The organism is Caballeronia glathei, from assembly GCF_000698595.1.
GTDB lineage: Bacteria > Pseudomonadota > Gammaproteobacteria > Burkholderiales > Burkholderiaceae > Caballeronia > Caballeronia glathei.
On the sequence record NZ_JFHC01000095.1, the window covers coordinates 1 to 22434 of the forward strand.

Genomic DNA, 22434 nt, shown 5'->3' on the forward strand with positions numbered 1-22434 from the left:
CCCTTGCGCCATGTTTGCCTCCTGAGGCTGATGACTTCGTGGTGCTACCCTGCAGCAAATATCGTGCTCCCGCGGTGCGTCAAGACTGACAACGGCCGGCGGGGAGCGGCACCGTGTGCGTGATCACGAAAGACGGGTCGATCTGCCCTTCCTGAATTCGTCGCAACAGGGTCGTCGGTCCAGCGGTTGACGTGAGTCTGACCCATTCGCCATGTGAGTCCTTTGTTCATCGCCGCCCCGAACGGAATCTTGTCGATGAGCCCGCCATACACGCCGGGTACCGAAAGCGTTCCGGCAGGCCGGCACACATAGATCATCTCGCGGCACGCGCAAAGATCGGCTATGAACGGCTTATCAACGTAACGGATGACCCGGGAATCAAGGAAGCACTGGGCTTCCTGATGACGCGCGAAATCGCCCATCAAAAATCGTTCGAGAAGGCACCTGCACTCGATTCAGCCGAATTTCCCCCAAGGCAAGCTTAACGGCATGCCCGAATTTACAAGCGCTTATTACAACATGTCGCAGGGCGAGGACGATCGCGGGCCGTGGAACTCAGACGGTGACTGGGAATTTATAGAGGATCCCCAACCGGCCGTGGGCGGCGGCGACGGTCTGGTCACCGTCACGGTTTCAGGTGCGGACGTGGAAGTTCTGCAAGCCATGGCCGCGCGGACCGCGTCGGACATCAGTGCCGACCCGAAGACCGGGGCCGATCTCGGTTCTGGGCAGGCTGTGTAAAGCCGTGGCGGGCCCGCCGGTCGTCGAGCGGACCGTCGCGCATGGATTGCACGTCGTGAGCCTGTCCGGCCCTCGGCGCGATACCTAATCGCTTCTCGCTGGAAGTTGTACGTGACTTTTGATGACTCAAGAAGGGCTGCCGCACGTTTTCTGGGGGGCGGCCTAACGCCATCGGTGTAGTCCGCAGCACATCGCATTTTGCATGGCCGGGGCCTCGGCACCTGTGGCAGTGCCAAGCTTCGCCTCTGAACGGGAGACCGGCCGGCTTGCGCTGCTGACACTCGCCATAAGTTGGACATTTGATCAAAAGCTATCGCGTACTCAGAACTCGCGATAGCCGTTGATTTCGTCATAACCCTTACGGCGACGCGAAACGCGCATGCGGGGTGACATCATCGCGTCGCGCGTCCTCTGCCCAATGCTGCGAGTAGTTTCGGATTGCGCCTGTCGATCCGTTTGATCAGCTCTAGAAGCTTCGTTGGCGCGAAAGGCTTCCTCAACACAGCAAAAACTCGAACTCGACGTCGGCCTGCGCCGGCCAACAAAAGCACCACCGGAACTCGCGCCAGTTCCGGGTCTGCCTGCATCTCACGCGTAAGGTCGACGCCGTCCATTACGGGCATCTCACAGTCCGCCACCACAACGTCTGGGCGGTTAGTCCGCACCCGTCGCAAGACGTCCATCCCATTAATCGCCATATTTACGAGGTGCCCGTGCGCAGCAACAAGCAGGGCCAGACTACCAAGAGCGGCCGTGCCGTCATCGACCAACAGAACAGAAACCACGTGTTCCTCCGGTGTCCGGCATGGGATGCTTCGACGATTAAGTGCCGCCGCTAGCACGGTCGCTGCCCGGCCGAGAACGAGAAGGCTCCATTCCCGCGGGTCGAACAACACAACCTAGCGAACAGGCGCCGATTGGTCGCCGATAGCAATGAACGCATCGACTGAACCCTCATCCAACGACGGCGCTCCGGAAGTCCGGGGTGCCGATAGACGGCGCAAAAGCGACGCGTGGAAGAGCGCTGCACTCGCGTTCGCGGATCACGCACGGCTGGCAGTCGCCGCGCACCATGTCAGCGAGAATTGTGCTCATGGCCGCTCGTCGCACAGGCTGTCGCCATCCTCATCGAATCGAAAAGTGCCGGGATGCGCGATAGCGCATACAGTGCTGCGGCATACCTAATGTCGTTTCGGCTGCCGGTGAAAATCCTGGTCTCGCTAGCCGTCACTACCCTACCGTCGCGACCTCTCAAACTCCATGCGAAGCACTGTGTGCCCGGCGGCGGTCCTCCGGCGGGCGATCGGTCCGCAACACCGGTGTTCGCGACTGCGATGTCCACCGCGCACGCTTCCTGTGCCAGCGCGCCTTCCGCCATCTCGCGCGCGACTTCCTCGCTGGTCAGGCCGAAGCGATCCATAGTTTCCTGCCGCACACCGAGAAAACCGGCCTTCCCCGACGGGGAATACGTAACGAATCCGACATCCAAACAGCTACCGCTTCCTGGTACCTCCGCGAGCACGGACGCTATCAGCCCGGCAGTACAAGACTCGGCCGTGGCAAGCTTGAGCCCTCTCGAGGCGAGAAAGCCAACGATATGGCGTGGAATGCTCACCGCATGCGCCCCCAACGACGACGCCACGCACTTTGGAAGGTGTTTCGCGCCGAGCCAACGGCGCTCAGGAGCTAGTTCATAGAACGTTTCTAATTGGCACCGAGACGCGATGCGAGGCACGACCACGGCCTGCTTCGGCGCCGACAAGCCCACCTCGAACGAGCCCGGCGCGCGTCAGCCTCCGCCGACGCCCTGGATCACCTTGCCGGTGCCGCCGCATATGGCGCATTGCTCGCCATCTGTCGTGCCCGCACCGTTGCACGCGGGGCATAAGTCCTCGCCAGTGCCAGGCGTGTCGGGCGCGGCTTCGTCGCCGGGCTTGAGGGGCGGTTCTTGAGCCATGATGTTCTCCTAGCTGACGACAGGGCGGGCAAGACAGGGGATGCCCTTCCCGAGGCAGCAAGCCTCGTTCCCAAAAGTTGGTGGCAGACCAGGTTGGCGACCGCGGCGACACAGCTCAGCTCCTCGCCGTGGTCCGGCTGCGGGTTCAGAGATCGCGATGTCCGCGCCCTCGCGCGCATAAGCGATCGCCACCTTGCGCGCGATGCCGCTGTCCCCGCCCATGATCAGCGCGGCCTTGCCGGCAAGACGCCTGCTGCCCCGGTAGCTCCCGGCGAGCAGTCGCCAGACTTGGTACAACATTCGCCGTGAGCCTGCGGACTGCAGACCCTCTCATTGGAGACGACACGTTCGGTTCCAGCCAAGTGATGGTCGCTTCCCGTGACATAGACCGAAGTGGATCTCGGCGAGTACGGCCGACCGCGACGGGCGCGGCGTCCCCGACCGAAGGTCGGTCGAAGTTACACCCTTCGTCGGCCATTTCAACTCGACGACCTTGCCTGGCCGCGACACGAATCGCCGGTTCGATGCCCTCGATCGTCACTATGATCTTAAAGGTACTCGTCATCGACGTCGGGTTTGGTCCCTGTCTTGTCTCGGGTCGAACCTCGCCGGCGTAGGTTCGGTCGCGACCGTAAGTGGGCAGCGGGTACTGAACTCTACCCTGAGTGGGTGAAGCAATTGGGTCGCAGCAGGCAAAACCCTGAAAATTCAGGCCCTGGGAAAAACGCTGCGAAATCGTGGGACCGAAGCGGGGTTTCGTTATACATCCACGCACGCGATCTCTTCCATCCGCCCGCACGGCGAAGGCCCAGCTGGCGCTATGGTCGGGACTGTGCGTTGGCGCCCTATCGGCAAAGATGGCAACGCCCTGACTATCGCGACCGACCTAAGTTGGCGCTAAAGCGACCCGGGCGAAAGGATGTAAGGAATTACAAAGATCCTCGCGCATGAGACGATCGTCGAGATTCTCGCCCAGGAGCCCGCGATTGCAGCGGCGGCCATGAAGTTGCTATGGGTGTGACGCGTTAGCACTTTCGAATAAAGGTACGGTCGTCGCAGCGCGCCAGAAAGTGAGCGGCCATTTCTGACGTTAATAGCACATCGTTTGTCGGCAAACCAACGACCCAGTCGCGCGACGGACGAAAACGAGGCACGGAAGCTCGCTCGCGGAACATTCATTGCTAATCCGATTGCGCCGTCCGAGGCCGCGCCGCGATTTTTGGCTGCCGACGACACATTCGCGAGCGGCAATTCCCGGAGGAAATGTGAAAGCGCTTAGATGGCATGGAAAGAAGGACATTCGATACGACACGGTGCCAGATCCTACGATCGAACATCCGCGCGACGCGATCATCAAGGTGAGTTCCTGTGCGATCTGCGGCTCGGACCTGCATCTTTTCGACGGCTTCATGCCCGGCATGAAATCCGGGGACATTATGGGCCACGAGTTCATGGGCGAAGTCGTGGAAGTAGGCAGTGCCAATACCGCGCTCAAGATCGGGGACCGTGTGGTCGTTCCCTTCACCATCATTTGCGGCGAGTGCGATCAGTGCAAACGCGGCAACTTCTCGGTCTGCGAACGCAGCAATCGCAACATGAACGCGGCGGCCAAATTGTTCGGCCATACTACCGCAGGCCTCTTCGGCTATACGCATTTGACGGGCGGCTACCCGGGAGGTCAGGCGGAATACGTGCGCGTGCCGTACGCGGACAAAACGCACGTAAAGATTCCCGAAGGACTCACCGATGAACAGGTGCTTTTTCTCGGCGACATCTTCCCGACCGGCTGGCAAGCGGCGGTGCAATGCGATATCGAGCCGACGGATATCGTAGCGATTTGGGGCGCCGGGCCGGTCGGACAGATGGCGATCCGCAGCGCCGTGCTGCTTGGCGCGAAACAGGTGATCGTGATTGACTGCGTGCCCGAGCGCCTCGTGATGGCGCGTGCGGGCGGTGCCGTTACGATCGACTTCCAGCAAGAGAGCGTTCTGGGCCGCCTGAGCGAACTGACCGATGGCAAGGGCCCGCAAAAGTGCATCGACGCGGTGGGCATGGAATCCCACGCGACGCGTTCCCTCGATTCGATCTACGATCGCGCGAAGCAGGCGGTGATGCTGGAAACAGATCGCCCGCATGTGTTGCGCGAGATGATTTACGTGTGCCGTCCGGCTGGGACGCTTTCCGTACCCGGCGTATATGGCGGTCTCATCGACAAGATTCCGTTCGGTGCGTCCATGAACAAAGGACTGACATGGCGCATGGGCCAGACTCACGTCAATCGCTGGACCGACGATCTGTTGCGTCGCATCCAGGAAGGGCAAATCGATCCGTCCTTCGTGATCACGCATACCGTGCCGCTGTCGGAGGGGCCCGGCATGTACAAGACCTTCCGCGACAAGGAAGATGGCTGCATCAAGGTCGTCCTGAAGCCCTGACGACCGGAAGGGCGACGAAATATGCCGAGTCGCGCGCTCGAACAACTTTTTTGAAGGTGCTCTCGATGAAATCTCTTTCCAATGCAAATCGGAAAAGCGGCGTTGAAGCCTCGAAAGGCGTGCTGCGGGCGGAGTCAGTGACCCGCGGGCTAGGTTGGTTCAGCCTCGCACTTGGCGTCGCGGAATTGATCGCACCACGCAAAATTGCGCGTGCAGTGGGAACGAACGACAGCGCTGGGCTAGTGCGCCTTTATGGTCTGCGCGAACTGGTATGCGGGATCGGTATTCTCGCGTCCCGCAACGCGAAGCCGTTTCTCTGGGCGCGCGTCGGCGGCGACGTGCTCGATCTGACGACGCTCGCCGCATCTGCGAATACCACCGTCGTACGAGATCAGAGCCGTGTGATGCGCGCCGCTGTCAATGTGATGGGTCTCACAGTGTTGGATCTATACGCCGCGCAACAATTTCGCCTGAAGCAAGCATCCCACGAGGCTCGTGGCGCGTCGGTCCGTGACTATGGGAGTCGTAGCGGCTTTCCTCGTACGCCAAGTGAGATGCGCGGCGCGGCACTGGCAAACTTCAACGTCCCGCGCGATATGCGAACCCCTGAGGCGCTACAGCCATACACACGCAGCAGGGAAGTCGCGCCAGAGAGCGCGGTCTGAACACCAGGGTGGCGGACACGCGCCCCGTCCGACTTCGCGAAGGCGATGCGCGATAAATGAGACTGTAACGATCTTAATCCGCGGCAACTGCCGGGGCCGTGCCAATTGTTGATTGCGGGCGTCTGTACCCGCGAAATTTGTCGAAGGAAATAGAAGCCAGCAGCGTGCCTCACGTTTGAGGTCCGCGGCATTCACGCTCTCATGAGTCTGCCACCGGAGAAGCCGATGCGGATATCCGTGGTCTTGCTGACGCACAATCGGGTCGAGCAGGCTCTCGCGACGCTCGCCACGCTTCTCGCGCTTCCCGATCGTCCGCCGGTCGTGGTCGTTGATAACGCGTCAACGGACGGCACCGCGGACCGGATTGCGCGGCGTTATCCATGCGTGAAATTGATACGCGCACGAAAAAATCTAGGAGCGGCCGGCCGCAATCTCGGTGTCGACGCTGTAACAACGGAATACGTGGCCTTCTGCGACGACGACATGTGGTGGAGAGCCGGTGCGTTGACACGCGCCGTCGCCATCCTTGACGCGTTTCCGCGTGTCGCCGTGCTGGCTGCGCGTATTGTCGTCGGCGAGGCGGAGGTGCTCGACCCAACCTGCGAGGTAATGCGAGCGAGCCCGCTCGGTGATGGCGGTCTTCCTGGACCGGCAGTGATCGGATTTTTAGCCGGCGCGAGTGTGTTTCGCGTCACGGTGTTCAGGCAAGTCGGTGGATTTGAGCCGCGGCTTTTCATTGGGGGTGAGGAAGAACTCGTAGCTCTCGATGTGCTTGCCCGTGGTCTCATGATCGTTTACGCGGACGACGTCGTATTGCACCACTATCCTTCCGCGCTGCGCGACAGCGCGTTGCGCCGGCGTCTACTCGCGCGCAATGCTGCCTGGACGGCATGGCTTCGCCTTCCGGCCGCCGAAGCTTCGGTCGTGACGCGCCGTGCGCTCGCCATAATGCACGCGGAAGGGGTGCTCCTGCGCGACGCGAGCGCAATGCTGGCCGGCTTTCCGTGGACGTTCGCACATCGGCGCGTGATCTCCGACGATGTGCGCCGCATGCGCGCGATCGTTCATGCAAAAGCCGGAAGGGCGGTTTAGGTCACGCGTTGCGTTCTGCTCTTCTACGTGAAGCAAGGAGGTCGCAAACCGGCATTCGTCATAACTTCGCCTTGCCAAACCCTGCGCGCGAAGCCGAGGAAATTGCATCCATCAGGCTTGGCGTCGGACATGTTGCTTCACGATCGTGAACAGGTATGCCGGGTCGAACGGCTTTCGCGAAAACGCCCTGCCGGACAACTCGGCAGGCGGCACCGCAGCTGACATGAGTCACAAACGGAATTTCTTTCAACGATGAGGGTGCTGTGGAAGCAGCGACAAAGTCGCGCACCGTCCAAGACTGGCATCATCCAATCGGAAATGAAGAGCTGCGGAGGATAAACCGATGCCGCTCCGATCGCCTCTGCACCGTTCCTGGTCGCTATCACCCGATATCCCTCAGCAACGAGAAGCAACTCAAGGACGGCCATGATGTTGCGCTCGTCGTCAACCAGCAGGATGATGCTCATGGTCACCGGTGCTTTTACGGTGCATTAGCTGACAGCAACGACCACTCCAATTGCTCGTTGGGACGATATGGGACCTGACGAACGAGTGATCGCCCCCGCACGCAAGTTCTTTTTCCTATGCGGGCCGCGGCTTACTGCCGAGCGTGCCTCACATAGCGGGCGACAAAAACGCGCGTCGTATCATCGTGAAAGCGCACCGCTACACGCTCGCCGCTTACGAGCTGCACCTGCCCCACGCCATAGCGACGCACGCGCACGAAGTCGCCCTGCTTGAAGGTGTTGGCGGGCCGCTTCGGTCTCTCTTTTCCCGCTTCGGCGCGCACCTGCTCGCGCAGTTCTCGGGGACTTTCCGTCACTGCCGGCGGGTGCAGGCAATTGTCGCAAATGCCGCATGTCTTGCCTTCGAGCTCGTCTTCCGGCATGCGGTACTCCACCGTGGCCTCTTCGCGAGGCGCGAGCGCGTACCCGTCGTTCGCATCGTCGGCGAAGTAATCGAGCAGCATATGCCAGCGGCATTGAGCGCTTTGCGCATAATTGATGATGCGCTCTAGGACGGCGCGGTCGCGCTCGGCGCGCGCCGCGAATTGGTCCACCGCATCATCGAGGCGCGCAAAGGCCGCACCGTCCTTGATGACGATCATGCCGCCGCGTCGCGTACGGCGCGTAATGCCGACGTCGTTGAGCAGCGTCGCCGCCACGCGCAGCTTGTTCGCGCCGATGGTCGGCAATGCTTCACGCAGGCGCTTCAACGGTGTTTCCAGTACCTCGCCCCTGCCCTCGCGCGCGAAGTTGCGCACGGTTTCCGCGACTCGGCGAATCGTCTCCGCGCTCGGGTAGCGCCCGCCTAAAAAGAACTGCTGCACGTGCTTGTCCTTCAGTTCGAACAACAGGATGCAACGGGCCGCCTCGCCGTCACGGCCCGCGCGCCCGGCCTCCTGATAGTATGCGTCCAGACTGCCAGGCATCTGCGCATGGATGACAAAGCGAATATCCGGCTTGTCGATCCCCATGCCGAACGCGTTTGTCGCCACCATCACGCGCGCTCGGCTCGCCATGAACGCATCCTGCGATTTCGAACGAGCGCGCGCGGACAGCTTACCGTGGTACCGCTCGGCCACGACGCCCGCAGCGACGAGCGCCTCATGCAACGCCACGCATTCCGAGACGGTCGCGCAATAGACGATGCCGCTTCCTTGCGTCGTGCTCGCCAGTTCGATTGCGCGCGAGCGCTTTTCGGCGGGACTGGTCAGTTGCTCGACTGCGAAACACAAATTTCTTCGGTAGACGCCTGTGTGGATGTGGTTGGGGCGTCGCATCTGCAGCTCGCGCACAATGTCTGCGCTGACGGTAGGCGTGGCGGTCGCGGTCAGCGCGAGCACTGGCGGCCGGCCGAGCGCCTCGACGGCATCGATCAGCTCGACATACGCTGGCCGGAAGTCGTGGCCCCATTGCGAGATGCAATGCGCCTCGTCAACCACGACGAGCGATACCCCCACCGCGTTGGCAGCCGCGAGCGATGCCGCGAAGTCCGCATTGACGATCCGTTCCGGCGTGACGAACAGAATTCGGATCGTTCCGCTCATGACGGCTTGTATCGCCTCGCGCTCTTCGGTCGCGGTTAGCGTGCTGTTGATGACCGCGGTAGCGACGCCGGCTTCGCTAAGCTTGTCCGCCTGATCGTGCATCAGCGAAATGAGCGGTGACACGACGACCGTCATACCGTCGAATTGCAGTGCCGGAAGTTGGTAGCACAGCGATTTGCCCGCGCCCGTTGGCATGATGGCGAGCGTATCGCGTCCGTCGAGCACACTGCGGATGGCTTCTTCCTGACCGGGTCGAAAATGCGGAAACCCAAAGACCTTGCGAAGCGCGGCTTCGAGCTTGTGGTCCAGGGACGTGCGCGTGTGCGCGCTTGGCTTGCGGCTTTCGCTCATGACTCGGTCTTGTGGTGCGGCTCTCGTGATGGCGCAAATGCGCTCAGTACTAGAACGCTGCGATCTGCGACGGGTGCTTCGAGCGCACAAAATCCAGTGGAGACACTCTTACGTCGATGCTGTATGGGGAAGCCGACTTCGCTTAGCCGCCCTCCGCGCTGCGAAAGCACATCCGCTTGGCAGGCGGCGCGACGGCCATACCGGTCCGTGCGGATCGCGATCCCGAATCGAAGGCCGTCGAACCGCGCAGTGACACCACCTCCCAGCGTCCTATCAATCGATTTTGTTAGACGCGCCCCTTAAATTCCGCTTGCTCGATACGGATCTGCACGGCATGGCCGTCCTCCCACGCATTGGCCCCTGGCGCTACATCAGGCATCGGAATGTCATAGCGCTTATGGCGACGCTCTTCGGTCGAGATGCCGAGCTTGAGATCGCGTGCCTCAACCAGCGACGGATTTATCTGTCCATCCTGGGTGAACCCCATCATCAATTGCGGCGCGCCGTACGGAAAGTCGTCGCGATCGTACTGCCACGTGTGAAAGGTCTTTCCGTAAGTGGTGACAAGATCCTTGAAATACGCTCGCTCTGCCAGCTCGGGAATGCCCGGCGCGATTAGCAGACCCGACTTCACTTCGTAATGGTGGCTGTGCCAGAGCTGCTTTTCGTTCGCCGATAACTGAAGGAATCGCTCCTCGGGGATGATGTATTCGATGCCGATGAGCCGCGCATCCGGCCGGTTCGAATCAAAGATCACGCATTGGTGAAGGTCGTGACGCAAGTGGATGCAGAAATGCGTCGCCTCGACCTGACGGCCCATGTCGTCGGCGTACATGTGAAAACCGTTGAGATAGGCGCTCATCGCGGCAAGCGGGTACTTCGGCTGCACCGCACCGGCTGCGACATCGAGAACGCGGTGCTTCAGCGAATGCCGTGCACCGACGCTTACAATGGCAAAGGCCTTTCTTGCCAGCATGAGGCCGACTGTGGCGGCTGCACCGGCCGCTACGCCGATCAAAAGCGTGAGACGGCCGTCCTCCTTCTGGCAGTGAGCACACGACGCATTATTTCTCACCATCGGGTTACCTCGTTGGGCTTTCTTGCCGACAAGGAGACGGGCGTCAGCGGCTCGGCATCAGCGGACCTTTTCGGCAAAGGACCGGGCCGGTCCCGTGGATCATAAAAAGGATCGGCCCCGGCGTTTACAGCTGGATCGGACGGCATGACGGCGCTCCCAAATACGACGATGCAATACCGTAACGCATCGAGCGTGCCCGCACTTTCGTGCGATAAGGTGCGAGAAGCACCCCACGCGTCGTGTGCAAGAGCAAACCTCCTGTGTAGGGCCGCGTGGCCCCACAGCGTGCGCCTCGATGGTGACCAGGCGTGCGGCTAGAGGTCCCCTCCCTTCCGACTTATGTAGTCCGCCGTCGACCAGTACGGTTTGCGGTTGTAATACTCGTGGAGCGAGGAGCCCCATGTCGTATCGGCCATTGCCGGCCAATGATCCTTGTCGAATCCGGGATCATCTTTGATGCGCTCCGCGGCGATGTCGACGCGAAAGCATTTCTCATCGGTATCGAGCGTTAAGGCGTTCCACGGAATTGCATGAAGAGTATCTCCTATGCCGAGGAATCCACCGCTAGACAGAACGGCATACGCTACCCGACCGCTTCGCACGTCCAGCATGATTTCCGAAATTTTTCCGACGTCCTCGCCATCCGAGGTGATGACTTTAGTGTCATCCAGTGAAGATGCCGCCATCACGTCGGGGCCCGGACCTTCGCCCACGCCGCTTCCGACGATGCCAGCGCCACCCTGCGCTCCCGACCGCGGAGATGTAACGTCAACGGGTGCCATAGTTTCCTCCTGGAATGGATTTGCACGTTCGGACTCGGACGCTTTGCGCGACCGTTTTGCAGGTGCGTTCGATTGCAAGACCCTCGTCTTTGGTCGTCCGCTTCCTACACGCTATTGCCGCAACGATTGTGCCCAAACGTATCGCGCTGGTGTCGTGCGCAAGGGGCTCGCCCGCAATTGTCGTCCTTTACTGCACGCCCTTTTTGGCGGCGAGGTCTTGCGCCATCTTCAGAGGTTCCTGAATTTCAGGCAGCGGCTTTTCAGCCGCCCTCTTTAGGTCTGCGTTCTGTCCGCTCTCCGCTTTTTTCTTGAACGCCTTGAACCCGACATCGACGCCGCTTGCTCGAATTCCGTGTCGGTGGCGGGCAGATCGTCGGCCATTGTCGAGCTTGCGGCCTGTGTGGACTGCGCCGAAGACGCGCGTGGCGAGATCACCGCCAATAGGATAATGACTCTCCTGTTCATGGCATGCTCGCAACGAGTAAAGGGGCTCCGCCTTCAGCAATAGCGATGCCACGCGTCCGTCGCGCGCGACTCTATCCACCTGATGCGTTTGAACTTTGCCGGGTTGTCGCTGGTAAACGCTTTAGCCGGGTGATACGCGTCGACCCGATCTCGGCGACATCTCCGACGCCCTCACGTCGGAGAGCGTCGAAAAAACATGTGACCGGCGAACAGACTTAACGGTAGTTTTTACCTTTCCCAATTCTGGCCGACCCGGCGCTATTTATTTCTGTCAACTTTTCCGCGCTCGACGCGTTTATACGAACGTCTTGCGAAAAACGTACCAACTTCTCCAAAATCACCGTGGCATTTATCCATTTTTCCGATCGCGCATCCATCACCTTGCTTGTTGCACCGAGCAGGGTTCAACTGGCGAAGAGCCACGAACGGTTAGTCAAAGAAATACGCCAAAGCCTTGTTGCGACGGCTGCACTCGCCGTCGCCGGCATCATCGGTGTGGTGCTGCTGGAGTTTTGGGAGCTGCCCGACGCGACCACGCTCGGATTGCAGGAAATTTTAACTGTTATCGTCTTCGCGACCTGCACACTCCTGATGTACGAACGCGGCGAACGTAAGCTCGCGTTGTATTCTTTAGAGCCGGCCGATCTCACGATGTCCGGCGAAATTCGTGCGCTGTTGAATCGCTTGCCGGGGGGCCGGGCCTATCAGCAGGCGGTCGAGGCAGAGCAGCGCTCATTCACCACCGGCGAGCTTGAACTACTCCGCTCGCGTGCGCGCGCATACGAAGATTTCGCCGACTGAGAAACGACGGCCGACCCGGCAGCGCTCCCGATTTTGCCAGACAACGCGGGCTCAGGCCCGCGTTTTGCATTTCGGCGCGGGATCTAACGACGACAATGCCGGAGATCTTAAAAAGCTCGCTTCCCATGTCAGTCGTATCGCCGCACCTCGACGACGCTATTTTCTTTGCTGACGTCCAATCGCGGCGCCCAAATCCTCAATATCATTGCGCGGCTACTCTAACTTCCCGACCGCCCGCCCGGTGGTTCCTGATAATGCGTCAACCGGCGGAACCGCCGAGCCCGTCGCGCGGAGCTTCCCTACCGTTCATACGGTTACCGCCCCCGGCCATCCTCGGCGCGGCTGGGGGCAACCTTGGCGTCACACGGGTGACGACCGAATACGTCGCCTTCTGCGACGACGATATCTAGTGGCGACCCGGCGCGCTGACGCGGGCCACGGCAATTGCCGACGCGTCACCCCCAGTCGCAGTACTCAGCGCGCGCGAACGCCGGCTTTTCGTCGGCGGTGAAGAAGAACTTGTCGCGCTCGACGTATTGTCCAGCCAATGCAAGATCGTCTATTCCGACGACGTTGCGATCCACCATCATCCTTCCGCGTTGCGCGACAGCGCCGTGCGCCGCAGGCTGCTAGCACGCAATGCTGCGTGGGTCGCCTGGATGCGCCTTCCCCTGCTCGAAGCAAGGCACGCCACGCGTCATGCGCTCGATGTCATGCGACACGAAGGTTCAATGCTAAGCGATGCGCGAGCCATGTTGGCCGCACTGCCCTAGGCGCTCGCGAGACGGCGCGTTGTGCCCGACGACGTTTTGCTCATCGCGTGAAGGGGTCCGCGCGACGAAGCGCCGCTAGCCTCGTTACCCGTCTTCTACAAAACGCTGGGTAAAAAGCGCCACTGCTACTGCTTCGCATCGGTCACACGAAAATTGCTTTGGGATCGCAACGAACAAACGGAAATGCAACTTTCGTCCACGGTGGCACAACGAATGCTGAACGCGCTTTACGGATGCAGCACCCGCCCATCGCGCCAGTAGGTATCCACCGGGGACATCAACGTGAAGATCGCATTGATCAGTGAACATGCTTCGCCCCTCGCCGCCGCGGGCGGCGTCGACAGCGGCGGACAGAATATCTATGTGGCGCACGTGGCGCGTCAACTCGTGCGGCAGGGACATTGCGTCGACGTATTCACGCGTCGCGACCGGTCGCTATTACCAGTAGTCTCACGGTACGACGGCGTGCGCGTCATCAATGTACCGGCTGGTCCGCCGACCCAACTGCCAAAAGAGCAACTTCTTCCGTTCATGGAGGACTTCGCGCGCTTCGTGATCGATTTCTTCCGGCGTGAAGTCACGTCCTACGACATCGTGCATGCCAACTTCTTCATGTCGGGCCTGGTCGGCCTGCGGGTCAAAGAGGCGCTCGGCCTTCCGCTCGTCACGACGTTCCATGCGCTCGGGCGTGTGCGGCGCATTCATCAGGGAACGAGCGACGGCTTTCCTGACGCGCGCTTCGATATCGAAGACGCTCTCGTGCGCCGCTCCGATTCTGTGATCGCCGAGTGCCCGAACGACGTGACCGATCTCGTATCTCTCTACAACGCCGATTCCGCTCGCATCGATCTCGTGCCCTGCGGATTCGATGCCGACGAGTTCTATCCAATGGACAAGACGGTGGCCCGGCGCGAACTCGGCTGGCCATTGAACAGATTCATCGCTCTGCAGCTTGGTCGAATGGTGCCTCGCAAGGGTATCGAAAGCATAGTTCGCGGCATCGCCGAGTGCGAGCGGCAGCATAACGAAAAGGCCTATCTCTACGTGGTCGGCGGCAATTCCGACGACGGAAACGAGACCGCCACGCCGGAAATCGGACGGCTAGCGGCGATCGCGCGCGAATGTAACGTCGCGGATCGGATAAGCTTCCTTGGCCGCAGAGGACGCTCTCGTCTCAGACTTTTCTACAACGCCGCGGACGTCTTTATTACAACTCCGTGGTACGAGCCGTTCGGCATTACGCCGCTCGAGGCGATGGCGTGCGCGCGTCCGGTGATCGGCGCGGACGTGGGCGGGATTCGCTATTCGGTCGCGCATGGGGAGACTGGATTGCTCGTGCCGCCGAAGGACCCACGTGCGGTCGCAAATTGCCTGGCAACGCTCATGTGCGAGCCGCGGCTCGGCGAGCGCATGGGCGCCGCCGGCCTTTCGCGTGCGCGCTCGATGTTTACCTGGGGCGGTGTTGCGGAATCGCTGAGCGCGGTATATGCGCGCGTGGCGGGTGTGCCGGTCATCGCAAGCACCGGGCGCTTGGAAGCGGCGCCGGCTGCCGCCACCGGAGGCGCCTCTGCATGAGCGACGCCGCGATCTTTCTCGACAAGGATGGCACGCTGCTAGTAAACGTGCCGTATAACGTCGATCCGCGCGCCATGCGCCTTGCGCCCGGCGCGACAGAAGCGCTCGAGATTTTCGCCGAACTCGATGCGCCGCTTTTTGTGATCAGCAATCAGAGCGGCGTCGCCCACGGCCGGTTCGATATCTCCTCACTCGACGCGGTGGAGCTGCGTCTGCGTCAACTCGTGGCTTGCGCGGGCGCCACGCTCGCCGGTGTCTACTGGTGTCCGCACCATCCCATAGGCCGCGTTGCGCCTTACAACCGCGCATGTGACTGCCGCAAGCCCGCGCCCGGCATGCTGCTGCGCACCGCGCGCGAACACGACGTCGCACTCGAGCGAAGCTGGTTTGTCGGCGACATCCTGGATGATGTTGAGGCCGGCCGCCGAGCCGGATGTCGCACCGTGCTGATCGACAACGGCAACGAAACAGTGTGGCAACGCGGGCCGATGCGCGAGCCGCATGCGGTAGCCGCCGACCTGCGCCAGGCCGCACACGTAATCAAAGAAGCGATGCTTGCCTCATCTCGCCGGCGCGAGGTGGTGCGATGACGGCACAGCCGATTCCGATCGCCATCGACGCGCACGCTCGCGCGCCGGCGGTGCGAGGCGGGGGCGTGTGGGGCGACGATATTCGGCGCATCCTTTGTGTCCGGCTTGATAATCTGGGCGACGTGCTGATGACGAGCCCCGCGTTGCACGCGCTGCGCACGGCCGGGCCCGGTCGACACCTGACGCTACTCGCCTCGAGTGCGGGAGCCGCGGCGGCACGCCACGTCGACGCAATCGACGACGTGATCGAATACGCGGCACCGTGGGCCGGCCAGCGCGCGATTCCGGAAAACGACATGGCGATGTGCGAACTCCTCGCCGCCGGCGCATTCGACGCCGCTGTGATCTTCACCGTCTACAGTCAGAGCCCGCTGCCCGCGGCCATGCTGTGTCATCTCGCGGGCATCCGCAAGCGGCTCGCGCACTGCCGCGAAAATCCCTACGACTTGCTCACCGACTGGGTCGCAGAAACCGAACCGCAGCAGGGCACGCGACACGAGGTCGAGCGGCAGCTTGCCCTTGTCCAGCATGTGAGCGCACAGGCGGCGGATACGCGGATGCGCTTCACCGTATGGCCAAGCGACGAAGCCGCGCTCGCGAACAAGCTAGCGCAGCGCGGCATCGACGTGGCGTCCCCCTACCTCATGATGCATCCGGGGGCGAGCGCCGCGTCACGGCGCTATCCGTCCGAGCGCTTCGCCGAAGCCGCCAGGCGGCTCGCGGAAATCACCGGCCATGCGGTGCTCGTGACCGGCTGTGAGGCCGAAGCCGCGCTCACCGCGCAACTGAGCGCCGCGCATCCGAACGTGATCGACCTGGCGGGCCGGCTGGAATTGGGCGAACTCGGCGCGCTGATTCGCGGCGCGGGCGTGCTCGTGTCGAACAACAGCGGCCCGGTGCATATCGCCTCCGCTCTCGGCACGCCTGTTGTCGATATCTACGCGCTCACCAATCCGCAGCACATGCCGTGGCAAACCCCGCACCGCGTGCTGTATCACGACGTGCCGTGCCGCTGGTGCTATCGCAGCGTCTGCCCCGAAGGCCATCACGCGTGCCTTAACGGCGTCACGGCCGACGCGGTCGTCGCGGCCGCCTGCGAGCTTCTGGGCGAGCGGCGCGTCGTCGAAGAATTCGAAGCGTCGCCGCTCGCGACCCCCTGACCCCCGGGAACCATTCATGTACACACTCGGCATCAACGCGGTTTATCACGACAGCGCCGCAGCGCTGGTCGAGGACGGCGTCGTCATCGCGGCGGCGGAAGACGAGCGGTTCACGCACGTCAAGCACGCGAAGCGCCCTGTTCCTTTCTCGACATGGCAGCTTCCGTTCGATGCGATCGACTATTGCATGAAGGAAGCGTCTATCGAACTGGCCGATATCGACCATGTTGCGTATTCCTACGATCCGCGGATGCTTTCCGCGATGCCGTCAGGCTCGCGCCCGACGATCGAACTGCCGCTTAAACCAGACGAGAAGGCGCTGACAAACCCGTTCGATTCGCCCTGGGATCCGCTCTTCATCTGCTATATCGTGAATGCGAGAGCGCAGCTGATCGACGGTGCGCCGCATCATCTGCAAAGGCGCTTCAAGAGTGGCGGCCGGACACCACGCTTCGAATGGCATTACGTCGACCATCATCTTTCGCACGAAGCAAGCGCGTTTCTCGCGGCGCCTTTCACGGACACGGCTGTCCTCACAATGGACGGACGCGGCGAAGGCGTCACGACGAGCCTTGGGAAGTTCGTTGAAGGCGAGTACCAGCGGCTCAGGCAGGTCGAACTGCCTCATTCGCTTGGCCTGCTGTACGAGGCCGTGACCGGCTATCTGGGTTTCCTTCATTCGTCGGACGAGTACAAGGTGATGGCGCTCGCCTCTTATGGCAAGCCCGTCTTCGTGCGGCAGTTCCGAGAGATCGTGAAGTACCGGCAGGAGGGCACTTATACGGTCGACGCGCCGCGTCTTGTCGAGCGCTTCGGTCCCCCGCGCGAGCGCGGCGGGCCGCTCGAACAGCGTCACTTCGATATCGCGCATTCGCTGCAAGTGGTCCTCGAAGAGACCGTGCTGGAGCTCGTCCGCTGGCTGCGTACGCAGACGGGCCTCGATAGGCTCGCGATGGCCGGTGGGGTCGCGCTTAACTGCGTGATGAACGCGCGCGTGCGCGACAAGGGACCGTTTAGCGAAGTCTGGGTGCAGCCCGCCGCCGGCGACGCGGGCACCGCGCTCGGCGCCGCGCTATGGACCGACTACCGGGAACGGCGCAAGCTGGGCGAGACCCCGTGCCGCTGGACGATGAACCATGCGTACCTTGGGCCCGGCTACGCCGACGACGAAATCGAGCAGTTCCTCAAGTGGGCGAAGGTGCCATATCGGCGGCTGAACGATATCGCCAGCGAGACCGCCGATCTTCTCGCGGAGAACCGCGTGATCGGGTGGTATCAGGGCCGCACCGAGTTTGGCCCCCGCGCGCTCGGGGCGCGCTCGATACTCGCGTCGCCGATCGATCCCGGCATGCAGGCGAAGCTCAACGAGATCAAGGACCGCGAGGACTTCCGGCCGGTGGCGCCCGTCGTGATGGAAGAATATGCGGCCGACTGGTTCGTCGATGCGAACGTTGCTCCGTTCATGCTGTTCATCTTCGACGTGCGGCCGGGGAAGGAAAATCAGATTCCGGCGGTGCGCCATGTCGACGGCACCGCGCGCGTGCAGACCGTCAACCGTAGTCAGCATCCGCTCTACTACGATCTGCTTGCAGCGTTCAAGGCGCGCACGGGCGTACCGGTGCTCGTCAATACGTCATTCAATACGCGCGGCGAACCGATGGTGAATTCACCGCGGGACGCGCTCGAGTCGTTCTGGACGTCACCGCTCGATGCGCTCGTCATTGGCTCGTTCCTGGTCGAAAAATGCGGGGTACCTGCATGAGCACCGTGGTCGGCAACTTCGACATGTTCGACGAGGGGTCCGCAGGCGCCGCGCACCTCGGCGCCGTACCCCCGGAGCCGCGCGGCGAGATCGCCGATGTGTCGGTCGTGATCCCGACCTACCGCCGCCCCGCCCTGCTCGCGCGCTGCCTCGACGCCGTGCTCGCGCAGGCGCTCGCGCCCGCCCGCTACGAAATCATCGTATGCGACGACGGACCGGACGACGCCACGCGAGCTTGCGTGGAGGATCTCGCGCGCGTGCACGCCCAACACGGGCCATGTATTCGCTATCTGCCCGTCACCTCGACGCAAGGACCTGCCGGCGCACGCAATGCGGGCTGGCGCGCGGCGCGCGCACCGCGCATCGCGTTCACCGACGACGACACGTTACCCGACACGAACTGGCTCTCGGCCGGCCTGCGAGCGTTGGGAGCCGGAGCGAATGCGGTGTCGGGGCGTATCGTCGTACCGCTGCGCGATCGTCCGACCGACTACGAAACCGATGCCGCCGGCCTTGCGCGAGCCGAGTTCGCCACGGCCAACGCGTTCGTGGAGCGTGCGGCGCTCGAGCGTGTTGGCGGCTTCGACGAGCGGTTTACGTCCGCGTGGCGCGAAGATTCGGACCTGCAGTTCGCGTTGATGCAGGCAGGCTATAGGATCGATCGCGCGGCGGATGCTGTCGTGCTGCATCCGGTGCGGCCCGCGCGCTGGGGGGTGAGCATTTCGCAGCAGAAGAAGAGCCAATTCGACGCGCTGCTTTACAAGAAATACCCGCGGCTCTTCAGGCAACGGTTGCGCAGCATGCCGCCGCTCCTTTACTACGCGATCATTGCAGCGGCGGCGATCTGTCTATATGCGCTTGGCAACGGCCGCACGGGCGTCGCGTCGATCGCTGCGCTCGGCTGGCTCGCTCTGACCGCATGGTTCTGCGCCAAACGCCTCGCGACGACGGCGCGCACTCTCTCGCACGTGCTCGAAATGGCGTACACCTCCGTGCTGATTCCGTTTCTCTCCGTGTTCTGGCGGCTCTACGGCGCGGTGAAATTCCGCACTTTGTTCCTATGAATGCGCTCACCGAGTCGCTGGCGGACTTGCAGCGCATTGCGATCTTTCGCGCGCTTCAACTCGGCGACATGCTGTGCAGCGTGCCCGCGCTGCGCGCATTGCGCCGCGCGTGTCCGCACGCGCATATCGCGCTGGTGGGGTTGCCGTGGGCGCGAAATTTCGTCGATCGCTATGCTCCGCTGCTCGATGAGCTGATCGAGTTTCCGGGCGCCATCGGCTTCCCGGAGCAAGCGGAAACCGACGAGCACCTCGACGCATTTTGCGACGCAATGCGCACTCGCCGCCTCGATCTAGCGATCCAGCTGCATGGCAGCGGCGGCGTGGCGAACGATATCGTCGAACGATGGGGCGCGCGCCTCAATGCGGGTTTCATACAGCCGGGAGAAGCGGAGCACGGCGGCGTCTTCATTCCGTGGCCGGAGAGGTTGCCGGAACCGGCACGCTACGACGCGTTGATGCGAGCGCTTGGCAGTGAAGCGAGCAATCTGGATCTCGACATTCCGCTTCGCGCGTCGGACCTGCTCGAATGCGAAGCCCTGATCGACGCGTATGAAATTGATACGTCGCGGCTAATCCTGGTGCACGCCGGCGCGCAATTACTGTCGCGGCGCTGGCCGGTTGAACGATTCGCGCACGCGGCGATCGCGCTCGAAGCAGACGGCTGGCAGATCGCAATAACCGGCAGTCCAGGAGAAGCCGCGTTGACGGCGCGGCTCGCGGCGATGCTAGGCGATCGCGCGATCGACCTCACGGGCAAGACCTCGCTCGGCGCGCTGGCGGCGCTTGTCGGACGTGCGCGGCTCGTGGTATGTAACGACACGGGCGTCTCGCATATTGCGGCAGCGACACGCTCGCCGAGCGTGGTGATCGCGTCGGGCAGCGACACACACCGCTGGGCGCCGCTCGATCAGGCGCTGCACCTAGTGCTGGCGGACTATCCGCCGTGCCGCCCATGCGCCTTTCGCGAGTGCCCATACGGGCATCCTTGTGCGCTCGCCATCGGTGTGGACAAGGTCATCGAGGCGGCACGCGCGCAACTTGCGCGCTTCAATCTTCACTCGCACCGCGAACCGCTCGGATCAGCGTATGGCAAATGACCGCTCTCGCCGCCTGCGCGTGCTGACCTGGCACGTGCACGGCAACTACCTGTACTACCTGACCCGAGCGCCGCACGATTTCTTTATTGTCACGAAGCCCGGGCACCCGCCTGGGTATGCGGGTAAGGTCGGCGTGCTGCCGTGGGGCGACAACGTGCATGAGGTATCGGCGAGCGACGTCGCAGCGCACGGATTCGACGTCGTCCTATTCCAGCACAAGACCCACTGGTTCGACGACCGCCTTAACTTGTTGAGCGAAGCGCAACGGCAGCTTCCGACCGTCTATATCGAACACGACCCGCCGCAGGAGAACGCGTTCGAACAGCGACACTGGGTGGACGATCCGCACACGCTGCTTGTTCACGTCACGCACTTCAACCGGCTGATGTGGAACAGCGGGCCAACGCCGTCGTGCGTTATCGAGCATGGCGTCATCGTGCCTGACGGAGTGCGCTATGGCGGCGAGAAGGACCGCGGGATCGTCGTGATCAATCACCTTCGACAGCGCGGGCGGCGCCTCGGCTCTGACGTCTATGCGGACGTAAGCCGGCGCGTGCCGCTTGATCTCGTCGGCATGGACGCCCGGGCCGCCGGCGGCATCGGCGAGATCGGCAATCTGGATCTCGCGGCGTTCATCGCGCGCTACCGGTTCTTCTTCAACCCGATTCGCTGGACGAGCCTCGGCCTCGCGATCGTCGAAGCAATGACGATCGGCATGCCCATAGTCGGACTCGCCACCACCGAGCTCGCCACCGTCATCAGAAACGGCGAGAGCGGCATCGTAGATACAAACGTCGACGCGCTCGTCGATGCGATGACGACGCTTCTACGAGATCCTGCCGAAGCGCGGCGTCTCGGGGACGGCGCACGGCGTGTAGCGCTGGAACGCTTCAATATCGCGCGCTTCGTCCATGACTGGAACGACGCGCTGTATCGGGTGTGCAGCTAGTTCTGCGAGGAGTCAAAATGAGGGAAGGTTTTCGCAGGCGTATTCTCGTCACGGGCGGCGCCGGATTTCTCGGTTCGCATTTATGCGAGCGGCTCGTCATGCAGGGGCACGACGTGCTCTGCGTCGACAATTTCTACACGGGCACCAAGGACAACATCGCTCACTTGCTCGACACCGCGAATTTCGAACTGATGCGTCACGATGTGACGTTTCCGCTTTACGTGGAAGTCGATGAGATCTACAACCTCGCCTGCCCCGCATCGCCCGTGCACTATCAGTATGATCCGGTGCAAACCACCAAGACAAGCGTGCACGGGGCGATCAACATGCTCGGTCTTGCCAAGCGCGTGAAGGCGAAGATCCTGCAGGCATCGACGAGCGAAGTGTACGGCGACGCCCGCGTTCATCCGCAGCCCGAATCGTACTGGGGACACGTGAACCCGATCGGCCCACGTTCGTGCTACGACGAAGGCAAGCGCTGCGCGGAAACGCTGTTCATGGACTATCGCAGGCAGCACGGCCTGTCGATCAAGATCGCTCGCATTTTCAATACGTACGGCCCGCGCATGCATCCATGCGACGGCCGGGTGGTGTCGAACTTCATGATGCAGGCACTGGCGGGCGCGCCGATAACGGTCTACGGCGACGGTTCACAGACGCGCTCGTTCTGTTATGTCGACGACATGATTGATGCGTTCATCCGCCTGATGGAAACGCCGGATGATGTAACCGGCCCTCTCAATCTCGGTAACCCCGATGAAGTGTCGATGCTAGATCTGGCACAGCGCGTGATTGCGTTGACCGGCTCATCGTCGGAGATCGTATTCAAGCCGCTGCCGGTTGATGATCCGCTGCATCGGCGGCCATGCATCGCGCGCGCGATGGAGGTGCTCGGCTGGCAGCCGGTTACAGCGGTCGACGAGGGCTTGCTCCTCACCGCCCGTTATTTCCATGCGAAGCGCTTCGGGTCGGCGGCACCGAGCGCCCCCACCGCGGTCGCCGAACCGGCCAATGCGGCGTTTAGCCGGACCTGACTTCGATACGGCG

Annotated in this window: 20 protein-coding genes and 4 pseudogenes; 13 read left to right on the top strand and 11 right to left on the bottom strand. The window is 62.3% G+C overall.

Annotated features, from left to right (window positions below):
• Positions 1-94 precede the first annotated feature (94 nt).
• Positions 95-326, bottom strand: a pseudogene (locus tag BG61_RS40765) (glutathione-dependent formaldehyde dehydrogenase); the annotation flags it as partial.
• Between BG61_RS40765 and BG61_RS34200 the strand changes: the two are divergent.
• Positions 324-741: pseudogene (locus BG61_RS34200) on the top strand (manganese catalase family protein); the annotation flags it as partial. The pseudogenes BG61_RS40765 and BG61_RS34200 sit on opposite strands and share 3 nt — an antisense overlap.
• 392 nt (positions 742-1133) lie before the next feature.
• Here the strand turns inward: BG61_RS34200 and BG61_RS45100 are convergent.
• The 4 genes and pseudogenes from BG61_RS45100 to BG61_RS44365 all read right to left on the bottom strand — a co-directional run.
• Entirely contained in the window at positions 1134-1637 is a 504-nt protein-coding gene (locus tag BG61_RS45100) for a response regulator (RefSeq protein WP_081868279.1), read from the bottom strand.
• Positions 1638-1816: 179 nt separating this feature from the next.
• Positions 1817-2356 (bottom strand): CinA family protein, encoded by a 540-nt coding sequence (locus BG61_RS34210; RefSeq protein WP_051672993.1) that lies wholly within the window; start codon positions 2354-2356, stop codon positions 1817-1819.
• Between the two features lie 174 nt (positions 2357-2530).
• The gene (locus tag BG61_RS43450; protein ID WP_169743333.1) at positions 2531-2698 is read right to left on the bottom strand and encodes a hypothetical protein; all 168 of its coding nucleotides are present in this window, start codon (positions 2696-2698) and stop codon (positions 2531-2533) included.
• Positions 2699-2845: 147 nt separating this feature from the next.
• Positions 2846-2965: pseudogene (locus BG61_RS44365) on the bottom strand (NAD(P)-dependent oxidoreductase); the annotation flags it as partial.
• A gap of 998 nt (positions 2966-3963) precedes the next feature.
• On the opposite strand from BG61_RS44365, the gene BG61_RS34220 reads away from it, so the two are divergent.
• From BG61_RS34220 to BG61_RS34230, 3 genes are all read left to right on the top strand, one after another.
• Entirely contained in the window at positions 3964-5133 is a 1170-nt protein-coding gene (locus BG61_RS34220; protein ID WP_035942697.1) for a zinc-dependent alcohol dehydrogenase, read from the top strand.
• 65 nt (positions 5134-5198) lie between these two features.
• Positions 5199-5798 (top strand): hypothetical protein, encoded by a 600-nt coding sequence (locus BG61_RS34225; protein WP_035942718.1) that lies wholly within the window; start codon positions 5199-5201, stop codon positions 5796-5798.
• 225 nt (positions 5799-6023) lie between these two features.
• Positions 6024-6890 carry a glycosyltransferase family 2 protein gene (locus tag BG61_RS34230; protein ID WP_063177192.1) on the top strand — a complete coding sequence of 289 codons (867 nt, stop codon included), beginning with the start codon at positions 6024-6026 and terminating at the stop codon, positions 6888-6890.
• Between the two features lie 137 nt (positions 6891-7027).
• Here BG61_RS34230 and BG61_RS45105 read toward each other — a convergent pair whose 3' ends face one another.
• The 5 genes and pseudogenes from BG61_RS45105 to BG61_RS43615 form a co-directional block, all read right to left on the bottom strand.
• A complete protein-coding gene (locus tag BG61_RS45105) occupies positions 7028-7357 on the bottom strand; it encodes a response regulator (protein ID WP_075584291.1) in 330 nt (109 codons plus the stop codon).
• A gap of 131 nt (positions 7358-7488) precedes the next feature.
• On the bottom strand, positions 7489-9381 hold the full coding sequence (locus BG61_RS34235; RefSeq protein WP_411776675.1) for a RecQ family ATP-dependent DNA helicase: 1893 nt from the start codon (positions 9379-9381) through the stop codon (positions 7489-7491).
• Between the two features lie 196 nt (positions 9382-9577).
• On the bottom strand, positions 9578-10369 hold the full coding sequence (locus tag BG61_RS34240) for an OBAP family protein (RefSeq protein WP_081868280.1): 792 nt from the start codon (positions 10367-10369) through the stop codon (positions 9578-9580).
• Positions 10370-10683: 314 nt separating this feature from the next.
• On the bottom strand, positions 10684-11151 hold the full coding sequence (locus BG61_RS34245; protein WP_035942700.1) for a PRC-barrel domain-containing protein: 468 nt from the start codon (positions 11149-11151) through the stop codon (positions 10684-10686).
• Positions 11152-11338: 187 nt separating this feature from the next.
• Positions 11339-11467, bottom strand: a pseudogene (locus BG61_RS43615) (DUF4142 domain-containing protein); the annotation flags it as partial.
• A gap of 491 nt (positions 11468-11958) precedes the next feature.
• Between BG61_RS43615 and BG61_RS34255 the strand changes: the two are divergent.
• The gene (locus BG61_RS34255; protein WP_152565263.1) at positions 11959-12417 is read left to right on the top strand and encodes a hypothetical protein; all 459 of its coding nucleotides are present in this window, start codon (positions 11959-11961) and stop codon (positions 12415-12417) included.
• A 455-nt stretch (positions 12418-12872) separates the two neighbouring features.
• On the opposite strand, the gene BG61_RS44760 is transcribed toward BG61_RS34255, so the two are convergent.
• Positions 12873-13007 carry a hypothetical protein gene (locus tag BG61_RS44760; protein ID WP_267908618.1) on the bottom strand — a complete coding sequence of 45 codons (135 nt, stop codon included), beginning with the start codon at positions 13005-13007 and terminating at the stop codon, positions 12873-12875.
• 465 nt (positions 13008-13472) lie between these two features.
• Here BG61_RS44760 and BG61_RS34260 point away from each other — a divergent pair, with 465 nt between their 5' ends.
• From BG61_RS34260 to BG61_RS34295, 8 genes are read left to right on the top strand one after another with little or no spacing between them, the layout of a single operon-like run.
• A complete protein-coding gene (locus BG61_RS34260; protein WP_035942705.1) occupies positions 13473-14765 on the top strand; it encodes a glycosyltransferase in 1293 nt (430 codons plus the stop codon).
• A complete protein-coding gene (locus tag BG61_RS34265; RefSeq protein ID WP_035942706.1) occupies positions 14762-15355 on the top strand; it encodes a D-glycero-alpha-D-manno-heptose-1,7-bisphosphate 7-phosphatase in 594 nt (197 codons plus the stop codon). Before BG61_RS34260 ends, BG61_RS34265 begins: the two co-directional genes overlap by 4 nt.
• Entirely contained in the window at positions 15352-16515 is a 1164-nt protein-coding gene (locus BG61_RS34270) for a glycosyltransferase family 9 protein (RefSeq protein WP_035942707.1), read from the top strand. The genes BG61_RS34265 and BG61_RS34270 overlap by 4 nt, the downstream gene beginning before the upstream one ends.
• A 16-nt stretch (positions 16516-16531) precedes the next feature.
• Positions 16532-18277: a carbamoyltransferase family protein gene (locus tag BG61_RS34275; protein WP_035942708.1), complete on the top strand. Its 1746-nt coding sequence runs from the start codon at positions 16532-16534 to the stop codon at positions 18275-18277.
• A complete protein-coding gene (locus BG61_RS34280) occupies positions 18274-19341 on the top strand; it encodes a glycosyltransferase family 2 protein (RefSeq protein WP_081868281.1) in 1068 nt (355 codons plus the stop codon). Before BG61_RS34275 ends, BG61_RS34280 begins: the two co-directional genes overlap by 4 nt.
• Positions 19338-20438 (top strand): glycosyltransferase family 9 protein, encoded by a 1101-nt coding sequence (locus tag BG61_RS34285; RefSeq protein WP_035942712.1) that lies wholly within the window; start codon positions 19338-19340, stop codon positions 20436-20438. Before BG61_RS34280 ends, BG61_RS34285 begins: the two co-directional genes overlap by 4 nt.
• A complete protein-coding gene (locus BG61_RS34290; RefSeq protein WP_035942714.1) occupies positions 20428-21387 on the top strand; it encodes a glycosyltransferase family 4 protein in 960 nt (319 codons plus the stop codon). Before BG61_RS34285 ends, BG61_RS34290 begins: the two co-directional genes overlap by 11 nt.
• A 17-nt stretch (positions 21388-21404) precedes the next feature.
• A complete protein-coding gene (locus tag BG61_RS34295; protein ID WP_035942715.1) occupies positions 21405-22421 on the top strand; it encodes a UDP-glucuronic acid decarboxylase family protein in 1017 nt (338 codons plus the stop codon).
• Positions 22422-22434 lie beyond the last annotated feature (13 nt).